Annotated in this window: 28 protein-coding genes; 4 read left to right on the top strand and 24 right to left on the bottom strand. The window is 50.0% G+C overall.

What is annotated here, in order from left to right; genetic code table 11:
- Positions 1–133: 133 nt before the first annotated feature.
- Both gpt and DEU29_RS05220 read right to left on the bottom strand, forming a co-directional pair.
- Positions 134–619 carry a xanthine phosphoribosyltransferase gene (gene gpt / locus DEU29_RS05225; RefSeq protein WP_133539195.1) on the bottom strand — a complete coding sequence of 162 codons (486 nt, stop codon included), beginning with the start codon at positions 617–619 and terminating at the stop codon, positions 134–136.
- A 7-nt stretch (positions 620–626) separates the two neighbouring features.
- Positions 627–1,946, bottom strand: coding sequence for an NCS2 family permease (locus tag DEU29_RS05220; RefSeq protein WP_133539194.1), 1,320 nt, complete (start codon positions 1,944–1,946; stop codon positions 627–629).
- Positions 1,947–2,030: 84 nt separating this feature from the next.
- On the opposite strand from DEU29_RS05220, the gene DEU29_RS05215 reads away from it, so the two are divergent.
- A complete protein-coding gene (locus DEU29_RS05215; RefSeq protein WP_133539193.1) occupies positions 2,031–2,351 on the top strand; it encodes a 2Fe-2S iron-sulfur cluster-binding protein in 321 nt (106 codons plus the stop codon).
- A 9-nt stretch (positions 2,352–2,360) separates the two neighbouring features.
- Here the strand turns inward: DEU29_RS05215 and DEU29_RS05210 are convergent, their stop codons facing one another.
- The 5 genes from DEU29_RS05210 to prmB are packed head-to-tail and all read right to left on the bottom strand — an operon-like array spanning position 2,361 to position 6,222.
- On the bottom strand, positions 2,361–3,500 hold the full coding sequence (locus DEU29_RS05210) for an ATP-NAD kinase family protein (protein ID WP_133539192.1): 1,140 nt from the start codon (positions 3,498–3,500) through the stop codon (positions 2,361–2,363).
- Positions 3,500–3,631 carry an entericidin A/B family lipoprotein gene (locus tag DEU29_RS05205; protein WP_133539191.1) on the bottom strand — a complete coding sequence of 44 codons (132 nt, stop codon included), beginning with the start codon at positions 3,629–3,631 and terminating at the stop codon, positions 3,500–3,502. The genes DEU29_RS05210 and DEU29_RS05205 overlap by 1 nt, the downstream gene beginning before the upstream one ends.
- 17 nt (positions 3,632–3,648) lie before the next feature.
- A complete protein-coding gene (locus DEU29_RS05200) occupies positions 3,649–4,194 on the bottom strand; it encodes an elongation factor P hydroxylase (protein WP_133539190.1) in 546 nt (181 codons plus the stop codon).
- 23 nt (positions 4,195–4,217) lie between these two features.
- Positions 4,218–5,309, bottom strand: a complete 1,092-nt coding sequence (aroC, locus tag DEU29_RS05195; RefSeq protein WP_133539189.1) for a chorismate synthase — start codon at positions 5,307–5,309, stop codon at positions 4,218–4,220.
- Complete coding sequence (gene prmB / locus DEU29_RS05190; RefSeq protein WP_133539188.1) at positions 5,299–6,222, bottom strand: 50S ribosomal protein L3 N(5)-glutamine methyltransferase; 924 nt, start codon at positions 6,220–6,222, stop codon at positions 5,299–5,301. Before prmB ends, aroC begins: the two co-directional genes overlap by 11 nt.
- A gap of 83 nt (positions 6,223–6,305) precedes the next feature.
- Here prmB and smrB point away from each other — a divergent pair, with 83 nt between their 5' ends.
- Positions 6,306–6,869 (top strand): endonuclease SmrB, encoded by a 564-nt coding sequence (gene smrB, locus DEU29_RS05185; protein WP_133539187.1) that lies wholly within the window; start codon positions 6,306–6,308, stop codon positions 6,867–6,869.
- 12 nt (positions 6,870–6,881) lie between these two features.
- Here the strand turns inward: smrB and sixA are convergent, their stop codons facing one another.
- From sixA to DEU29_RS05170, 3 genes are read right to left on the bottom strand one after another with little or no spacing between them, the layout of a single operon-like run.
- Complete coding sequence (sixA, locus tag DEU29_RS05180; RefSeq protein ID WP_133539186.1) at positions 6,882–7,364, bottom strand: phosphohistidine phosphatase SixA; 483 nt, start codon at positions 7,362–7,364, stop codon at positions 6,882–6,884.
- A gap of 2 nt (positions 7,365–7,366) precedes the next feature.
- Positions 7,367–7,711, bottom strand: a complete 345-nt coding sequence (locus DEU29_RS05175) for an RnfH family protein (protein ID WP_133539185.1) — start codon at positions 7,709–7,711, stop codon at positions 7,367–7,369.
- Entirely contained in the window at positions 7,711–8,142 is a 432-nt protein-coding gene (locus tag DEU29_RS05170) for a type II toxin-antitoxin system RatA family toxin (RefSeq protein ID WP_133539184.1), read from the bottom strand. Before DEU29_RS05170 ends, DEU29_RS05175 begins: the two co-directional genes overlap by 1 nt.
- A 107-nt stretch (positions 8,143–8,249) precedes the next feature.
- On the opposite strand from DEU29_RS05170, the gene smpB reads away from it, so the two are divergent.
- Positions 8,250–8,729, top strand: a complete 480-nt coding sequence (gene smpB / locus DEU29_RS05165; protein WP_133539183.1) for an SsrA-binding protein SmpB — start codon at positions 8,250–8,252, stop codon at positions 8,727–8,729.
- Here the strand turns inward: smpB and DEU29_RS05160 are convergent.
- The 14 genes from DEU29_RS05160 to queE form a co-directional block, all read right to left on the bottom strand.
- Positions 8,726–9,112, bottom strand: a complete 387-nt coding sequence (locus DEU29_RS05160) for a hypothetical protein (RefSeq protein WP_133539182.1) — start codon at positions 9,110–9,112, stop codon at positions 8,726–8,728. The genes smpB and DEU29_RS05160 overlap by 4 nt on opposite strands.
- A gap of 9 nt (positions 9,113–9,121) precedes the next feature.
- The gene (locus DEU29_RS05155; protein ID WP_133539181.1) at positions 9,122–9,568 is read right to left on the bottom strand and encodes a tetratricopeptide repeat protein; all 447 of its coding nucleotides are present in this window, start codon (positions 9,566–9,568) and stop codon (positions 9,122–9,124) included.
- Positions 9,450–9,869: a DUF192 domain-containing protein gene (locus DEU29_RS14270; RefSeq protein WP_432206869.1), complete on the bottom strand. Its 420-nt coding sequence runs from the start codon at positions 9,867–9,869 to the stop codon at positions 9,450–9,452. Before DEU29_RS14270 ends, DEU29_RS05155 begins: the two co-directional genes overlap by 119 nt.
- Before the next feature lie 38 nt (positions 9,870–9,907).
- The gene (locus tag DEU29_RS05145) at positions 9,908–10,699 is read right to left on the bottom strand and encodes a type II secretion system F family protein (protein WP_133539179.1); all 792 of its coding nucleotides are present in this window, start codon (positions 10,697–10,699) and stop codon (positions 9,908–9,910) included.
- Positions 10,699–11,550 carry a type II secretion system F family protein gene (locus DEU29_RS05140; protein WP_133539178.1) on the bottom strand — a complete coding sequence of 284 codons (852 nt, stop codon included), beginning with the start codon at positions 11,548–11,550 and terminating at the stop codon, positions 10,699–10,701. The genes DEU29_RS05145 and DEU29_RS05140 overlap by 1 nt, the downstream gene beginning before the upstream one ends.
- Before the next feature lies 1 nt (position 11,551).
- Entirely contained in the window at positions 11,552–12,766 is a 1,215-nt protein-coding gene (locus DEU29_RS05135) for a CpaF family protein (protein ID WP_133539177.1), read from the bottom strand.
- Entirely contained in the window at positions 12,759–13,955 is a 1,197-nt protein-coding gene (locus DEU29_RS05130) for a type II and III secretion system protein family protein (protein ID WP_166635881.1), read from the bottom strand. Before DEU29_RS05130 ends, DEU29_RS05135 begins: the two co-directional genes overlap by 8 nt.
- Position 13,956: 1 nt before the next feature.
- On the bottom strand, positions 13,957–14,676 hold the full coding sequence (cpaB, locus tag DEU29_RS05125) for a Flp pilus assembly protein CpaB (protein ID WP_133539175.1): 720 nt from the start codon (positions 14,674–14,676) through the stop codon (positions 13,957–13,959).
- Positions 14,673–14,861, bottom strand: coding sequence for a hypothetical protein (locus DEU29_RS05120; RefSeq protein ID WP_133539174.1), 189 nt, complete (start codon positions 14,859–14,861; stop codon positions 14,673–14,675). Before DEU29_RS05120 ends, cpaB begins: the two co-directional genes overlap by 4 nt.
- The gene (locus DEU29_RS05115) at positions 14,858–15,364 is read right to left on the bottom strand and encodes a hypothetical protein (protein ID WP_133539173.1); all 507 of its coding nucleotides are present in this window, start codon (positions 15,362–15,364) and stop codon (positions 14,858–14,860) included. The genes DEU29_RS05120 and DEU29_RS05115 overlap by 4 nt, the downstream gene beginning before the upstream one ends.
- A 13-nt stretch (positions 15,365–15,377) precedes the next feature.
- The gene (locus tag DEU29_RS05110) at positions 15,378–15,920 is read right to left on the bottom strand and encodes a hypothetical protein (RefSeq protein ID WP_133539172.1); all 543 of its coding nucleotides are present in this window, start codon (positions 15,918–15,920) and stop codon (positions 15,378–15,380) included.
- Positions 15,913–17,163 (bottom strand): hypothetical protein, encoded by a 1,251-nt coding sequence (locus DEU29_RS05105; protein WP_133539171.1) that lies wholly within the window; start codon positions 17,161–17,163, stop codon positions 15,913–15,915. Before DEU29_RS05105 ends, DEU29_RS05110 begins: the two co-directional genes overlap by 8 nt.
- Positions 17,163–17,468, bottom strand: coding sequence for a Flp family type IVb pilin (locus DEU29_RS05100; RefSeq protein ID WP_133539170.1), 306 nt, complete (start codon positions 17,466–17,468; stop codon positions 17,163–17,165). Before DEU29_RS05100 ends, DEU29_RS05105 begins: the two co-directional genes overlap by 1 nt.
- A gap of 79 nt (positions 17,469–17,547) precedes the next feature.
- Complete coding sequence (gene queE / locus DEU29_RS05095) at positions 17,548–18,219, bottom strand: 7-carboxy-7-deazaguanine synthase QueE (protein WP_133539169.1); 672 nt, start codon at positions 18,217–18,219, stop codon at positions 17,548–17,550.
- Between the two features lie 49 nt (positions 18,220–18,268).
- Here queE and queC point away from each other — a divergent pair, with 49 nt between their 5' ends.
- Positions 18,269–18,925, top strand: coding sequence for a 7-cyano-7-deazaguanine synthase QueC (gene queC, locus DEU29_RS05090; RefSeq protein WP_133539168.1), 657 nt, complete (start codon positions 18,269–18,271; stop codon positions 18,923–18,925).
- Positions 18,926–18,986: the final 61 nt, after the last annotated feature.

Genomic DNA, 18,986 nt, shown 5'->3' with positions numbered 1-18,986 from the left:
AAAAAATCCATAGCCAGACAGTCTGACTATGGATTTTGAAGGCTCTGCCGGATCGGTCAACCGATCGCTAAAAATTCTTTAACTGATCGGCATTAAGCCTGATGGCTCCGTTTTTTTATCAAAATCTTTCGGCTTAACTCTCTTGCCCGGCAAGTGGCTCAACATAGTGCAAGTGCATGTCCCACGGAAAATGAATCCAGGTGTCTTGTTCTAAGTCAGCAACATAGTCATCAACTAAGTCAATACCCGCCGGCTTTGCATAGACTGTAATGAACTTGGCTTTAGGCAACCGTTGACGCAAAAACTTTAATGTATTACCGGTATCGACCAGGTCATCAACAACCAGAAAACCTTCACCGTCGTTGGTTGCGGTCACGTCTTTTAATACGTTCAGGTCATCGCGTTGTTCATTATGGTCATAAGAGCTTACCGAGACACAATCAACCGTACGTAAGTTTAATTCCCGCGCGATGATAGCACCCGGAACCAGGCCGCCGCGGCTAACTGCAATAACGCCCTTGTACTGCTCTGCCGGTAACTGGCGATGTGCCAGCTCTTTGGTGGCGCGATGCAGTTCTTCCCAGGAAACGAAAAATTCTCTATTTGAGTGCCATCCCATAATATTCTTATCCTAACCAAATGAATTTAGCGATAAACAGTAAGCCTAAAACCACCACACTGGGGTTAAGTTCCCGGTAGCGGCCAGCTAAGAATTTTACCACGACGTAACTAATAAAACCTAATGCGATACCGTCGGCGATAGAATAGGTTAACGGTGTCATCAATAACACAACCGCTACCGGCGCAGCTTCGGTAATATCTTCCCACTGCACGTCTTTAAGGGTAAACAACATCAATACCGCGACATAAATGATCGCGCCGGCTGTTGCATAAGGCGGTATCATGCCCGCTAAAGGCGCAAAAAACATCGCCAGCAAAAACAAAATACCAACAGTTACCGCTGCCAGCCCGGTTTTACCGCCTGAAGCAACACCGGCTGCAGACTCGATATAACTGGTTGTCGTCGATGTCCCCATCACCGAGCCGGCTACCGTTGCGGTACTGTCTGCCATTAACGCTTTCTCCAGGCGCGGCATATGGCCATCAGCTTTGGCGATACCAGCGCGTTGTGCCACCGCCAGCAAGGTCCCTGAGGTATCAAACAAGTCGACAAACAGGAACGCAAAAATAACTGACAACATGCCTAAATCGAAGGCCGCAGCAATATCCATTTGCATAAAGGTTGGGGCCAGCGATGGTGGCATCGAGACAATGCCCTCATAGTCGACCAGTCCCAGCATCAACGCAATGGCCGATATGAGCAAGATGCTAATCAAGGCTGCGCCCTGAATCTGCCGCGCAACCAAACCAATAATCAGAAAGAAGCCGGCCGCAGCCAGCAGTACTGAGGTATCGCCCAAATCACCCAACGCCACCATGGTTGCGTCGCTGGCTACAATTATGTTGGCGTTCTTTAGACCAATTAGCGCAAGAAACGCACCGATACCGGCCGCAATTGCTAGTCGCAGCGTGGTTGGAATAGATTTTATAATCCACTCCCTGACGCGAAACGCCGATAACAGAAAGAAGATAATACCGGAGAAAAACACCGCTCCCAGAGCCGTTTGCCAGGTATAGCCCATGCCAAACACCACCGTGTAGGTAAAAAAGGCGTTTAACCCCATACCCGGCGCCAATGCGACCGGATAGTTAGCCCATAGTCCCATGATCAGGCAGCCAATAGCCGCCGCCAGACAGGTAGCCACAAACACGGCACCATAGTCCATACCGGTTTCACTTAAAATTGATGGGTTCACAAAAATGATGTAGGCCATGGTTAAGAAGGTCGTGATACCCCCAATAACCTCGGACTTAACAGAACTACCCTGCGCGTTAATTTTGAACAGCCGCTCGAGTAGGTTATTTGACGGATCCGATTGCTTCATGAACGATTCCCATAAAATGGCGTTGTCATAAGAAGCGGCGTATTCTATCCTATCGAGCCCAAACTTTGAACGAAAGAGAGCATTATGCCGACTGTTTATTTTATCGATGCTGATGGCAATCAATTTGAAGCAGAAGCTGAAGTGGGTAGTAACGTAATGGAAACTGCCGTAGACAACTTTATTGACGGTATCGTGGGCGAATGCGGCGGGGTTTTGTCCTGCGCGACCTGTCACTGCTATGTCGACGAAAAATGGCTGGATAAGCTAGAACCTGCATCTGAACAGGAAGAAGACATGCTTGATATGGCGATGGAGCCAAAAGACAACAGCCGCCTGAGCTGCCAAATAGAAATGACTGATGCACTCGACGGACTGGTTGTACACTTACCCAAGTCTCAGTTTTAAACAGGCTGGTTAGTCAATACTCTGCAAACGCACCAGCACTTCATCGTGATAACCGGTGATAACAGCAATTAAGCCTGACCATTCCTGGTCCAGTTGTTCATCACCGGAATCTATTAATAAGGGTCTGCCCTTTAATGCTTCCAACTTGGCTTTGGTGGCGACCAGCCAGATATTTTCACGGCCAATGTGACGCAAAATACGCGCACTCAGCTGTTGATTACCACGTCCCAGAATATGCCCCTGTCCACCAATAACCGTGATCACCAGTTTTATTGTTCCCGGCGCCTGAGCTGACACTTTTTCAAACAGTTCGTTTTCAGTGAGATCATTAGCCAGCACAGTTTCGTTATGCACCCAATCCACCCCTAACAGGGTATTATCGAGTCCCATGTCTTCCATTATTGCTGCCACCGTGGAGCCGGAGCCCATTACCAGGTAGTGATCATCGGTGCGCTCAATAATTTCGGCAGCAATATCAGCCAGCACCAATTCGTCACTCTCAACGCCCCCCATTTTTACCGCTTGCACATACTCGAGTTCTGCGGGAATCAACATCTCGCCAAAACGTCGTGCTTTAACCTTGCCCCGGCGGAACAACTCCTCGTCGATATCCATGACATCGGCATGTTTTAAACTCGATAACTGGCCGTTTATAATGCGCTCGACTACACGCCCGGCGGCTTTGGGGCTAACCGCATAAACACCAGAGTGGATTTTAACGCCGGCGGGTATACCCAGCACCAGCTGCTGCTCGTCAATCGCTTTAAAAACGTCCCTTGCGGTGCCATCTCCGCCGGCAAACAACAACAGATCGATAGCCTGTCGTTGCAGTGCATCAACAGCTTGCTGAGTATCCTCAGCGCTCGATTCATCGCCGTTTGGGGTGTAAGCAATACTAAAATCAAAGCCCAGTTGCGTTAACGTATCGGCGCCCATGGCTCCTGCACAGGTAACGAACTGGATCTGTTCAGCATAGGGTTTTAACAGCGTTAACGCCTGCTGCACGCGCTGCTGCGCTCTGGGCTCTGCACCCAGTGCAAATGCTCTTTCGCGGGTTTCTTTGCCATCACTGCCCTTGAGAGCTACAGCGCCCCCAAGGCCAGCAAATGGGTTAATGATTAAACCGACAACTAAACGGCTTTTTGACATTATTCGTTATTTTCCTCGGCTTCTTCCTGAATCGCTTCACCTGCAGACTCAATATCTTCACCCGCCCCCTCGATGGTGGCACAGCTGGCTAAACCGAACATCATCAGTACCATTAAACTACGACGTAACATAGTGTCTCTCCTTGTAACTAAACTTGCGTGGATAGTTGCTCAACCTTGTCCAATGTAGGCCATGGTCTGTTGTAGTAGTGACAGAGTGCTTTTGCGAAAACTTCCGCACGTGTCGGTATTTTAGTACGGTAAAAACGCAAAAGTTGATCTTTTACAGCCGCTGTAAAGGCCGCACGGTCTACTTCAATTCCCGATAAATTATCAACGCTGACCTGAAAATTCGTGCCCGCACATAACGAAAACAACCATTCCAGCGCCTGCGGCTTGCGCTCTACCTGTTCAAATGCCTGCTGCTGCCTCTCATCGCGGCCGTCGGGTTCGTACCAATAACCATAATCAAAAATCTGTCGCCGCACCCGCCCGGCTATGCACCAGTGGCTAATTTCATGCAGCGCAGAAGCATAAAAACCATGCGCAAAAACAACCCGGTGATGAGCATGCTGCTGACCTGCAGGGCAATAATAGGGTTCATCTTCGCCGGCCACTAAAATTGTGTTTTCAGTGTTTTTGAAGCACTGATTAAAAACATCAATTAACTGCTGATAGTGATGCTGCTTAGTCATCAATACTACCCTGACGTAGCAACCTATGGAGCCATAATATTAGGTGTATTCGGGCTCACGTCGGCATTCTGTGCGCGCTGGCGTAACCAATGGTCAACCAACACTAACGCGGTCATCGCTTCCACAATAGGCACTGCCCGGATACCTACGCAAGGGTCATGACGGCCTTTAGTAACGATCGCTTCAGCTTCGCCGTGGCGATTGATGGTATCACCGGAAACACTGATGCTTGACGTGGGTTTAAACGCAACGTCCGCGGTGAGTGCCTGTCCGGTGCTAATACCACCTAACACACCACCGGCATGATTAGAGCGGAAACCGTCAGGCGTCATTTCGTCGCGATGTTCACTGCCACGCTGATTAACGACATCAAAACCATCCCCTATCGATACCGCTTTGGCGGCGTTAATGCTCATCAGCGCTTTAGCCAGATCCGCGTCGAGCCGATCAAACACCGGCTCACCCCAGCCCGGAGGTAACCCTGTTGCCTGCAGGTGAATCCTGGCACCAATCGAGTCCCCGTCTTTGCGGAGCTGGCGTATTAATTGGTCGTAATGTTCTACTGCTAACTTACACGGGCTGAAGAAGTCGTTATTATGCACTTCGTTCCAGTCCAGCTGCTGTGCGGTAACGGTACCCATTTGCACCAGCCCGGCACGGATGGTAACGCCTAACTGACTCAGTAACTTCGCCGCAATGGCGCCGGCAGCCACCCGCATCGCCGTCTCGCGCGCCGATGACCGTCCGCCGCCGCGATAGTCTCTCACACCGTACTTGTGCTGATAGGTATAATCGGCATGGCCCGGACGAAATGAGTCTTTGATATTAGAGTAATCCTGACTTCGTTGGTCAGTATTGCGAATTAATAACCCTATCGGTGTACCGGTAGTTTTGCCTTCAAATACCCCGGATAAAATTTCCACCTGGTCGGCTTCGCGGCGAGCCGTGGTATAGCGGTTTGAGCCGGGTTTTCTGCGATCCAGCGCTTGTTGTATATCGGCTTCGGTTAATGCCAGCCCCGGCGGACAGCCATCAACCACAGCCCCCAGCGCAGCGCCATGACTTTCGCCAAAGGTACTGACCCGAAACAATTCACCCCAGCTACTACCTGCCATAACGACTCCGATGCTCGACTAACTGTTGGCGTGACAAAACAAAAACACCATCACCACCGCGTTCGAATTCTACCCAGACAAAACCGGTATCTGGATATTTATCATTCAGGGCCGGCATTGAATTGCCCACCTCGCAGATTAACAAGCCATTGTCGGTCAGATAATCAGCAGCCTGCAACAACATCTTATCGACCAGCTCCAGACCATCGTCACCCGCTGCCAGACCTAACTCTGGTTCATGCCGGTATTCATCGGGAAGGTCAGCCATATCGTCTGCATCCACGTAGGGCGGGTTGGTCACGATCAAGTCGTAGCGTTCACCGGTTAAACTGTCGAACAAATCAGATTGCAACGGCACAACTTGCTGCTGCAAGCCGTGTTGTTCGATATTCTGTTCGGCTACCGCGAGCGCATCGGTCGACAAATCTACTGCATCAATTTGCGCTTCCGGGAAGGCATAGGCGCAAGCGATGGCAATGCAGCCACTACCGGTGCACAAATCCAGAATACGCTGAGGCTGATGTTGCAACCAGGGTTGAAAACCTGTTTCGATCAATTCGGCGATGGGCGAGCGCGGCACCAATACCCGTTCGTCAACGTAAAATGGCAGACCGGCAAACCAAGCTTGATGAGTTAGGTAAGCAGCTGGTTTACGCTGTTCAATACGTTGTTTTAGCAGCGCCAGATAGGCGGCCTTTTCGTCGCGGGTCAAACGGCAGTGGCGGGCATCGAGTAACTCGTCTGGTGTAAGCTGCGTGACGTGACCGAGTAATGCGCGCGCTTCTTCCACTGCATTGGCATTACCATGACCAAAGAAGAGCTGTTGTGACAGCATCTGGCTGACACTCCAGCGTAATAAATCGTCGATGCTGTGCAGATCCTGCAAGGCGTTTTCAATAGTTGATGGGCTCAACGCTGTCTCCACGATTAACTTGTTCAGTGGGTTTATGTGTTAGCATATTAGGGTAACTGAAAAAGGCCATAGAATCATCTACCATGAGCAGGTTTAAATCATCCAATAAAACGAACGACGGGGCTATCGAGGCGGAAGATAGTGCACTATTCCGTGACGCCGTAAAGGGTACCCAGACACTTGCCAATGACACCATCGAGCCGCTGCCGGCAAAGGACAAGGTTAAGCGCAAGCAACAGCAGGCCAAAGCTCATCCTGAGGCTCAAACCAGCCGCGCGGCCAGCGATTTTTTTTCGGATGAATTTAAAGGCTACATAGAAGACGGCACGGTTAAGTACGTTGCTGAAGGCGAATCACACTACCTACTCAAACAACTACGTCGTGGTGATTATGTACCCGATATGTTGCTAGACCTGCACGGTTTGACGCTTGCAGCGGCCAAGCAGGAGCTCGCAGCCATGCTTAAAGCCTGCGAGCAACAGCTAATCGAATGCTGCTGCATTATGCATGGCCATGGCAGTGGTAAATTGAAGCAGCAGGTTCCGCATTGGCTAATACAATATCCACGTTTGCGGGCTTTCCATCAGGCGCCCAAAGAATGGGGCGGAGATGCTGCAATTATCGTTTTGCTGCAACGTGACGACTAGCCGCCGCCAGATTTAACCGGCACAACGCTCAGCAACCATCAATTGCTCAAACTGCCCGCGTTGGGTATGAGGATCAAACTCCATCACAGCGATAGCCGCTGTCGGGAAAATTGGCGGCTGCTTGTTACGGTCGATCTCGTGTACCAGGTAGCTCACTAATGGCATATGAGAAACTACCAGCACCTGCTGGTAATCATTGGCTTCGATTTCGGCAGCAATAGCCGCTAACGCCAGGCTCGGTTCTGAGTCAGGCGTTAATTCATGCAGATTATTACGTTGTCGGGTTTTGATGCGGCCCATGGCAACGGTGCCGGTTTGCTGGGCGCGGATGTAAGGGCTGATAAGGCAAGCGTCTAATTCGCCGGCCTGCTCTGCCAGCCATTGCGACGTCGTTGCTACTTCCTGCTCACCCTCGGATGTCAGTCTACGATCACTGTCGGCACTGGCTGATAACGGTAACACGGCATGACCATGACGCATGATGTATAACCGCATGACTACTCCTTACTTCGTTGCCGACGTTTTGCGTCGGGTCTGCCGCCGGTCACTTTGTCCGCACGACCTTCTTCTTTGGCTCGTTCAGCACGACGTTTCCTGACTGCCTTAGGGTCGGCAATTAAGGGGCGGTAAATCTCGATACGATCGCCGTCGCGCGGTGTCGCATCAAGTTTACTTGGCTTATTCCAGATACCGACCTTTTGCTGCGTTAAGTCGATATCAGCAAAATGTGACTTAATGCCGGACTGCTCAATACATTGCTCAACGGTGGTACCTGCAGCCACCTGCACCGTCAGAATTAACTGTTTATCCGGTGTCGCGTAGGCGACTTCTACCGTCAGCATTAGCTATACACCTGTTTAGCGCGTTGCACAAACGCATCAACCATGCGTCCGGTTATTTCACTAAAAATCTTACCAAATGCCATGCCCAGCAACCGACTCGAGAACTCAAAGTCCAGCTCGAACTGAATCTTGCAGGCGTCATCAGCTAATGGCACAAACGTCCAGCCCCCACCGAGCTGTTTAAACGGCCCGTCGACCAACTGCATATCAATGCGCTCAGGCGGCAGCAGCTGATTACGGGTAGTAAAGCTCTTACGAATCCCCGCCTTGCTGATATCCAACGTCGCGACTTTGTAGTCGTCACCCTGTTCTCTAACACGTGACGCAACGCAACCGGGGACAAATTGCGGATAAGATTCTATATCATTGACTAAATCAAACATTTGTTGCGCACTGTACGAAACCAACGCGCTTTTCTCGATTCTGGGCATGATTTTCCTACTGCCAAATTCGGTTTGCGCAATAATAACGCAATCTGTCAGCCTTTCTAGTCCTGAAAGCAATTTTCTTTTAGCGAATCATGAGTATAATAGCGCCCATGAGTAAAAATAAACCACAACAATCCAGCGGCACCATCGCGTTAAACAAAAAAGCGCGCCACGAATATTTTCTTGAAGAAAAGTTTGAGGCGGGAGTGAGTTTACAGGGATGGGAAGTCAAAAGTATCCGCGCCGGCAAAGCTAACATTCGCGATAGCTACGTCATTATCAAAGATGGCGAAGCTTATTTGCTGGGGGCCGAAATTCAACCGTTGAATCAGGCATCAAGCCATGTTTATTGCGAGCCTGATCGTAGCCGCAAGCTATTATTAAAGCGCAAAGAGCTCGATAAACTCATCGGCGCTGCTGAGCGTGAAGGCTATTCGATCGTTGCAACAGCGATGTATTGGCGAGGCCCTTGGGTAAAAATCGAGTGTTGGCTGGCCAAAGGTAAAAAGTCACATGACAAGCGTGACACGATAAAAGAACGCGATTGGCAGCGGCAAAAATCGCGCATCATGAAACATTCCGTACGCTAGGTTATCGGCGAGGTTTCGGTACTAACCCAAAAACTACCGTCTATCTCGCCGCCACTGCGTCCCACTATTCTCTCTGCCCAGGCTCGGCGGGGTATAAACAACCGCCAACGCAGCGAAGCGGCGGTTGTATCGTCAATAACAAAAGACCACACAATACCGCTAGCTTGCTGGCTTAGCTCTAGCTCCTGTGCATTTGGCATTCGCTCCAGTTGCAAAGCCAACGCTCGTATTAAATGTCGGCGGTCGACAATTTCGTCAGTAAAGTTCATTAGTGCCAGCCACTGTAGCTGACGTTGCTGCATCGCAATGTGCAGCCATTGAGCAGCTAAAAGCAAACTGAACAAGGTTAAACTGATCAGCACAAACCCGCGTTGTCGTGACATCCTCGTCATTTATTGTAGCTGCACTCGCTGCAGGCGCAGCAGGTTACGCAACAGCTCATCATTAGTTCGATCTAATTGCCCTAGTTCACTGCGCGCCTGCATCAACGTGTTGGTGGTTTGCCTTAACTTAACTAAGGTCAGGTTATGCCAACTAAATTTATCGTTGGGTGCCAGGGAGAGTGCTTGTCGATAAGCGTTTTCTGCAGCATCAAGGCGTTGTTGACGGAACTGGATGTTGCCCATGAGTCGCCAGCTTTGTAAGCTGTGTAACTGGCGTGAATGCAGCTGATTCAGTTGTTGCTCCGCAGCCAGCAAATCACCGCTCAGATACCAGTCTTTAGCTGCCTGATAGGTCTGTTGTTGCTGTTGATACTGCTGAACCGTCGCCTGACAACCAGCAATCAGTAGCAATGGCAATAGCAAAGTCAGGTAGTTGAATTTTTGAGTCCGAGTCATTTGTTGGCGCTCCCTGCCGAATAAAAGTTAAAGGTTTACCCCGCCAGCACTGAAACGGCCAGGGGCTAAAAGAGGTCAATTCCAGAATACTCTCGCACCCGGAAAAATACCGAACCTGGTTTGGAGTTACGTGCCTTTCCACTTGCCTGATACGATGCTCTGCATCAAGTCCAATAACATCGATCGGCGCCTTCATTCCAAAGGTATGAATGCTGCGGCAGCGCGGAAACCAATAGCCCTGAGACGCTGCCGGCTCAGGCTCATTAATCAGTCCCCATAAGCGCTGTCGAAAGGTAGTCATTAGATAAACATGAGGTAATAACGTAATTTTTGACATAATTACAGTCCGCCTTCACTAAGCTGCAATACGATAGGGCCTAAGATCACTAAAAAATTCACCGGAAAAAAGCAGGTCATTAACGGAAACAGCAATTTAACGGGGGCTTCCTGTGCGCGCTTTTCTGCCTCGTTAAGCAACTGCTGTCGCATTTGCAGCGAGTGAAACCTTAACGTGGTGACCACGCTACTACCCTGCTGATGTCCCTGAATTAACAATCCTGTCCACTCGTTAAGTAACGCCAGTCGATAACGGTCTGCCAGCCGTTGCAATGCTTCGTTAAATGGTACGCCCTGGCGCAGCTGTGCATTAGCACGAGCTATTTCGCTAGCCAGACGTCCCCCTTCGCAAGCGCTTGATACGCGCGCCATTGCCGGAATCAAAGGGATGCCTGCTGCAATCATCATCGCTAAAAGGTCACAAAAATCCGGGAGTTCCTTAACAATTTCCTGTTGCTTTAGTTTAAATCGGTTCTGGTTTCTGCTCACCTGCAACAGCAACCCCAGTAAACAGCCAAAAACCCACAGCACCTGACCAGTAGTAAGACTCAGCACAGCGCAACCCAGCAACGCAACCACCCACAAACTCATGGTTCGATGCAGGTTCAATCGGTGCCCCTCGCTATCAAACAAGCGACTCAATTTTGTCATCGCTTTTGTCGGTAACCTACGCCATAACGCTTCGCTTAAACGATCCAGCTTTGGCACCAGCGCCAGCCAAATCCATAGCTTCCACAATAAGTAAGTGAGTAACAGCAGGCATATAAAGACCAATGGAAAAACAATAACTAACATCAGAAGTCATCCGTATTGAGGATTTTTTTCATCATCCAGCCACCGATGATCATCAATACACCGGCTGCCACTAGCATCAGTTGCCCAACTAAGGTTCCGGTAAGCATAGCGATGTGATCCGGCTTCATACTGCGTAGCAAAAAGAATAGTGCGATCGGCATTAACACCAGAACTCTCGCTTGCATCTTTGCCTGCGATGACAGGGTCGCCTGTCGTTCTCTGATATGCTCTTGCTTTTGCAAGTTTTCTGCTAAGCGCATCAGCAGCTCAGATTGCTGACCACCGCTGCGAAAGCCCAAAATTAATGACTGCACCACCATTTTTACCGAAAAAATAGGCACCCGCTGTTGCCACCCCAACAGTGCCTGCTCTAAGTCCTGGCCAAGTTTTACCTGACGCAGAACTTCATTAACCTCTTGCCCCAGTGGCGCAGGGATTTCGCCTTTTAAGCCATTGATGCCGTTAGCCATACTAATACCGCTGCGAAGTTGATTACTTAACGTCACTAACATTGGCGGCAACTGCTTTTGTAATGCCCGATAGCGACGCTTTAGTAACCATTTAAAGGCAACAGGTGGGGCAATTAGCACCACCACAAAACAACTCAGCGCACTCAACCAATCTCCCAATAGCCACCCCAACAGAGGCGCCATAACGCAAAGGGATAGATACAAGCGCACTAAAATAGTAGCCGGCAAAAACAGGAAGAACTCTTGCAAAGAACGTTGGGTATTTGATTCCAGCGTGCCTTCCAGTTTTTTTATGCGTTGCCGGTTAAATTGAATCAGCAACGAACACCAAAAAACCGTGCTTAACAACAGGCAAAAGGCAACCAGCAGCTGCAATATCACGTCAGTTAACCAAGCAGTCGAGTAACTGAGCCTGTACCTCGTCAGTTTGTTGTTGAGCAAACTGGCAGAGTGTCTGGCAACTGGTCAGAGCCTCACCCTTTCGACTGCGCTCAAATAACGAAGCCACCTGAAGGGTGTCACCATCTAAGCCGGTAACTTCGTTTATACTCATGACCACACGTTTGCCATCAGATAAACGCGCTATCTGAACGATAATATCGACCGCACTGGCAACCTGCTGACGGATGGCAACCACCGGTAACTCAATTCCACCCATTAACACCATAACCTCCAGCCGCCGCAACGCGTCGCGCGCGGTGTTTGCATGCACAGTGCTGAGCGAGCCGGCATGACCGGTGTTCATCGCTTGCAGCATATCCAACGCTTCGGCGCCCCGACATTCGCCAACCACCAATCGATCCGGGCGCATCCGCAGGGCATTAATAACCAACTCGCGAATACCAACTGCACCCTGCCCTTCCTGGTTTTTCGGGCGCGCCTCCAGACTAATTAAGTTTTCGTGAGTTAGTTGCAACTCCGCAGCATCTTCTATGGTAATCACTCGCTCGCCACTGGGGATGCGACTGGAAAGCGTATTAAGCAAGGTTGTTTTACCGGTTCCCGTGCCGCCGGAAACAATAATATTTTGCCGACACGCAACCGCCAGGGTTAAAAATCTCGCGGCTTTCTCGCTGAGTGAACCGGAATTAATGAGATCATCCAGCGTTAAAGGTTTAGCCGAAAATTTACGGATGGTGACACAGCTACCTTTTAGCGCCAGCGGCGTAATGACCGCGTTAACTCGCGAGCCGTCTTTTAAGCGCGCATCAACCATAGGTGACGCGTCATCCACATGCCGCCCCAGCGGCAGTACAATACGGTCTATAGCGCGGCGCAACGCCTGTTCACTACTAAACTGAATGCCGGCGTTTTGCAATTGACCCGATTTCTCAATAAAAATCCGATCGTAACGATTAACCATGATCTCAGAAATATCGCTATCCATTAGCAACGGCTCCAACGGACCCAGACCAATCGCTTCGTCAACGACCTCGCGAATCAAATAGTGATGTTCATCGTTATTGCCGAGCTGTCCTTTTAGATAGGTCGTGGCGTGCACGCGTAACGCATCATCGGTTAGGTCATCCACACCGGCGTTGCGCTGATCCAAATGCATTCGCAACTGCTGTTGTAACTGCTGTTTCATCTCATTCATAGGTTACCTCCTGTAAGCCCACACACCCTGCTTCGCTTAGCCAGCTTGTTTGTTGTTCGAGGCGCTGGCTTTTTTCCTGTAAACGCTGCTGTGCCGAAGCCAGACGCTCTGCCGTCACCATGATGACAAGTTCCGTTTGCTGTTCACGTAACTCGCTGGATTTAAACAATTGACCGATAACCGGCACATCACCTAAGGCCGGCGTTTGCCCTTCGCTGCGACTATGTTCATGACTCATTAGACCGGATAGAACCAGGGTATCGTTGTCATCCGCGAGAAATACCGAATCTGTACGCCGCGTCAAAATGCCTGGCACACCGTTAACGCTGACGGCAGGGTCAAGATTACTCACTTCGGCACTCAACTGGGTTTTGATCTTACCCGTGGCGGTAATTTCCGGAGCAATGTTCAGCTTAATGCCATACGATCTGAATGTGACGTCCTGCATACCCTGCGCCAATACCTGCGGAATCGGAATTTCCCCTCCGGCCAAAAATGTCGCGCTTTCACCGCTTTGTGCTGACAAGGTCGGGCTGGCAAGCAGCTTTGCGTGCCCCTGTGTTTGCAGCAAGTTGAGCGTCGAAGCCATCTGTGCCGACCAGGAAAAAGTCCCCTGTATTGCCGTTGAGGCGGCCGGCCCTGCGGTCGCACTTTGCCATTCAATTCCGAGCTCTTTTAATTGCTGTTGTTTTATCTCAAGAATTTTTACCCGCAACCTGAGCATCGGGCTGTCACTGGGTTTGCTCTGCGATTGATCTAACAATTGTGGGTATTCCTCAGCCATTAATTGCAGTCGTTGCCGGGTAAGTTCTTCAACCTCTCCTGTTGCTACCACAAAGTTATCAGTTATGGCTGTTACCAACTGTTTATCCGCAGCTTTTAGCCCATCCAGCTCCAGCAAAAGTTTTTTGTCGATAGGCTGCTCGACTGTTACCAATAAGCGCTGCGGCGAATTATTAATTAGCCAGACATCGGTATACCCCGGCTGCAGTGCTTTTAACAATAATTGAGTCGGCGTCACCAGCCGCGCTGCGACTTTGCTGTTGTCACCGACCATGATTTGCGTATTTGCAGCCACGTCGACCAGAGTCGACTGCTCAGCCAGCAACTTAATTTGTTGTTGCGCGAGGGCAACGGATGGGGCCAGAACAGTTATAACCAGCAGCCAGGCGATATAGAAACTGCGCATGTTATTGCCCTCCCTGCCACTGCAGTATTCTTGATGCGGGTAACGTGGGTCGCCAGTGTTCGGTATCTTCTGCCATCTCGCTGGGTCGTACCCATAGCGCATATTCATCTTTTTGATAGCGGGTGAAATCCGCAATATCACTGGCAGGGATTAGCAGGGTAATATTATTTGCGGCATAATTGCCCGATCCGCCATTACCACCTAAGCTAAATACTTCAACAGCACTAAAGCTATGTTGTTTGGCTTCACCTGACATCGTTGTTTCTTTGAAGATAACATCTACAGAATCACCAACCGCCAGTAAGCCATTGTGCAGTGTCACCTCACTGGCGGTTAGCGTTACTGCATAAAAGCCCTCGGGCAACTGCCGACTCAAACCGTTAAACTGCGTGTTGATTAACATCGCCTGGGTCAGGGGTTCACCCGCGTCAACTGCATAACGCAGGCTCTGCCCGATAAACGGTGCGAGCTGGTGTTGCTGAAGCCACTGTTGGCTTATCAAGTGTTCAGGAAATTCGCGTAATGCCAGTACCTCAGCAGACACCGTCGTATCAGCCGCCAGAGCCCGCGCAAAAACGACAATTTTAATGCCTTCCGGTTCTGCTTCGGCTAACCGGCGTTCGGTCTCTTCTGATAAGTACTTTTGCAGAAACAACAATGTGATAGCAGTCATCACCAAACTGATGACCAGGATAATTATCCATTTAAATTTGGTCTTCACACACCGCTCCCTGGCAATAGTGCTAAGTAGTTAAAGATAAAATGGTAGTGTTCAATCATCGCCTCACCCCATTCGCGCAGTTGTTCCATCAACTGCCATTGTTGTTCCGCGAACCATAGAATGCTCAGTGCGGTAACACTGATAATTAGCCATTCGACCGTTGCCTGACCGCACTGACGCTTCATTGCATTAACGTCACAAAGGTCCAGTTTTCATGACGGCTAAACACTAACCGGCCATGTTCGCCCTCGAGGATCCAGAGATCATCTTCTTGCTCGAGGGTCTCTACCCGCGCTATAAGTTGCGCTAACCGAAAGCGTAATTGTCGTTGTAATAGGTTGTATGGCTTGTTACTGAAATAAACGGTTATGCGATAACCATTACTCTGCGACTGACTCAGTATATCCAGCCCCAGGGGTAGAGCTGATTCACGGCTAACCTTGGGTATAACCACCGGCATCAGCACCCAACGCTGCTGCTCAAACTCAAAAAAACTCCAGGTCGTATCGCCAATAACGCATACCCAGTAATTGTTCAGCCTGGCATCAGTACAGTCCGGGTACCAACGATTAAGTTGCTGCCAGTCAGGTTGCTCAGGTTGAGTCAGCTGATAAGCAGTTTGCTGGCCTAATACCTGTATGGGTATCTGTTGCCATTGCCACTGATCCAGTCCATTGGGCAAATCCATTAACGACTCCTTGTTAACGATAAGGCACTTTTACGAGTTTATCCTCGGGTACGACATCCGTATCAATATGCCCAAAAATAAGTGATTTTGAACGTATTTCCTTAGCAAGCGGAAGATAACCCAGTCCATCTTGTAAGGTGCGGACTAAGCCATTAGCCAGCAAGGTATTAAAGACCAGACTGCGTGGGCGTCCCGCCAGCCGTTCTTCACTCTCGGGCGACCAGGTGTCGGTTAACCGGACCATACGATAGTCGGCATGTTTAGCGTCTTCTTCTCTGTCCTTAGTGTGGCGAAGATTGTTGGTTTCAAAATCAAGTTTGATTAACTTCCCGGCTTCGCTGAGTAATTTCCCGGTTGCCTTTGCGCCAAAATAATCGTCCGAAACCCGCGCTCTTTCGGTATCTAACTGCCGCCCCCAGATTGCATCACGTGCTGCAGTCAATGCTTGTTGATTAGCGGTTGCTGAAGGTTCCACCGTCTGCTGCCAGGCCAGCAGTACAACAAGCAACAATGACAAACCAATTAGCGCTTCCACTAAAACCTGCCCCTTAGCCATCTCGGAGCTCCTGCTTAACGGCAATGGAAACTTTATCAACAGTCGTCAGTGGAACTAAGCGTGCTTCCCAAAGCGCGTTAAAGAGGTTGGCTTTCTCACCGTTGTTATCTGAGCGCGGAAAAATATCCAGCGGCCGGGAAAAGTGTACCTCAGCACGCGCATTGGCAAATTGATCGCTATCCTTGTCCATAATGCTGACCACCACCGCGTTCGCGCCCAGATTATTATTGTCGCGCAGCGTTAAGTAATGAAACGACGGTGCCAAAACCTGGTAAGAGTGCATTGCCGCCCAGCCCATCCTGGTTACGAATCCATTTTGATAAAACGCTTCGTTGTAGGCGTGACGACCTGATGTACTGCCATAATACTTGCGGTAAGCTGCCCGCGCGCCCCAACCGATGGGTGTCACCGGAATCCATTTTAAGCCCAAACCACTGGGTACTTTTAAAACAGTAGCCACTGAATCAACCGCATTCCAGTTCCAGCTACCGTTGGCGAGAGTTTGGAGTTCATGGCCTCCCTCTTTGCGAATACCCATTACTCCTATATCGCCCCACATGTATCTCCGTCCCTTGGTAAAAGGGTCGCGACTCTCCATGACTAAACGTTTAAAAAAGTTCGAGTCGTTTCGGTTTCGGGTGCTGTGTAACTCAGTTTTCATTAGCCAGGTGGTGGGAAAAGGCGCAATGCCGCCACCTTGAAAAGCCTCCCAGTCAAGCTCTTCATCATGGGCCTCGACAACGTCTTTTATCGATACCAAACTATCAACAGTCATCGCCTTTTCCAGCGCCACCTGTGCTATCGACATCGCCTTAATCATACCGGCGTGAAAACCCAATAAAACTTTCACTGTTTTGTCAAAAGTTCGTTGCAGCGTATTCATTACTTTTGCAATTGCTCGCATGACCACGTTAAGAACCGGTACAACGCCCGCGACTATGCTCATGTTAAACACCGCCTGTTCAAGCATTGCCAGCCAGCTGGCCAGACCCACCCACTGTGCCATCGCGACTTGATTACCAATCAATGCCCGGTTCAGAACCGCGGACAAATTAAGCTGCCGGGCCATGAGTACCGCGGTACTGTGGGCAGCGTTATCCGCAACCGACTGCAAGTAATACTGGCGTCTGGCATGTTCTCCCATGCGCGTTGTTGCCATCAACATTAACGCCATCAGAAAAACAGCAACGGCAACCATAACCAGGGTTTGGCCGTATTGCCGTCGCAGCCAGACAACGGACATTAGTTGCTTTCCCCATTTCGCGTTACGTCATCATAGTTGCCTAACGTGACGTCTTTTTTGCCCAACGTCTGTGCGCTTTTCGCAGCTCTGGTGGCTTCATCGAGCGTGGAGCTTGCAGACTGGCCAGTAATTTCCATCGCCATACCGGCCACCTGATTGCGAATGGACTCACCGAATAACGAATAAACGCCAATGGCGGCCACGGCGATTAAGGCAACAATGATGATGTATTCTGTCATTCCCTGACCGGCAATGCGGCGCAGCGAAACAAGGTTTACAGTGGTTTGTTTTGGGATAGATTGCATAGCGGCCTCCTGTTGGCGCGTTAGAAAGCGCTTAGTATAGGCCGCGAATTTTTAGGTGAAGTGAGTTGTTGTTAAGTGCTTACTCGATATTAAGATATTTGTGCAGTTGCACCGATAAGCGCCAGTTGCGTGCAATACAGGTTTGCATTGCCAACTCCGTCGCACGGGGCCGCTGGCTGATAGGCTGCAGGCAAATTTGTACGTCTTCACGCACCGGATTATGCGCTAATAACGCATCTAATGCGTCGATATGTTTTTGCATAGCAATGGGATGTTTGATTTCATTCGCTCGTGCCATAGCATCAGCGCGCACTAAATAGCCGCCGGGCATATCTAACTTAGGCGATACCGTTACCCAGGTACCTTCGATCACCTTCAGCTCAAACGTACCACTGGTTTCGATCTGCAGCTGCAGGCCCTGGGCTTCCAACGCATTAGCTAAGGGCAACAAATCAAACATCGCCGGCTCACCACCGGTTATCACCACATGTTTGGCCTGATACCCCTGTTTACTAATCTCGGCAAGGATATCGCTCGCACTCATTGCTGCCCATTGCGAGGTAGCGTCGGTTTTAGCCATCATGGTTGCCACGCTGACCTCGTCCTCCGCACGTGTTTCCCAGGTATGTTGTGTGTCACACCAGGGGCACCCCACCGGACAACCTTGCAAGCGAATAAAAATCGATGGTACACCGGTAAAGGTTCCCTCGCCCTGAAGTGTTTCAAAAATTTCGTTAATGCGGTAAGTCATAGCTTTCGTTAAAATGGATGGCTGAACAATTATAACTGAGAGGCTGCAAATGTCGCAAAAAGTCGTAGTAATTTATTCTGGTGGCATGGATTCATTCACTGTGCTGAACAAAGCCCTGCAACAAGGGCTCGATGTCAGCGCGTTATCATTTAACTACGGGCAACGCCACGTAAAGGAACTCGACGTCGCTGCCAATGTTTGCAAAAGCCTCGAAATACCGCATAAAATCGTCGATATTACCGCAATTAATAGTTTGCTTGCGGGTAGTTCACTAACCGATGACATCGATATTCCGGAAGGTCATTACGAACAAGAATCGATGAAATCAACGGTCGTTCCCAACCGCAATATGATTCTATTATCACTGGCAATAGGCTACGCAGTCTCCGAAAATGCCCAGGCCGTATATTATGGTGCGCATTCCGGTGACCATGCGATCTATCCCGATTGCCGCCCCGAATTTGTTCGGCAAATGAATGTGGTCAGCAAGCTGGCGAACTATGACCCCGTTGAAGTGGTCGCGCCCTACCTGGACGTCGATAAAAACGCCATACTGGCCGATGGCCTAAAAATGGGTCTGGACTACAGCAATACCTGGACCTGCTACAACGGTCGTGACAAGGCCTGCGGTAAATGCGGTGCCTGTATCGAACGCCTGGAAGCTTTTGCTGCCAACGAACAAAGCGATCCCTTAAGCTACGAATAACTCGACCAAGCAACGCGGCAATCCAGACAGTGCGCGGAAGAGCTGGAACGAAGGGTAATTC

The sequence above is a fragment of the Idiomarina aquatica genome (assembly GCF_004362895.1).
In the GTDB taxonomy this organism is placed as follows: Bacteria; Pseudomonadota; Gammaproteobacteria; order Enterobacterales; family Alteromonadaceae; genus Idiomarina.
The sequence above is the reverse complement of the archived record's forward strand: the minus strand, read 5'-3'. Positions and strand labels throughout refer to the sequence as shown.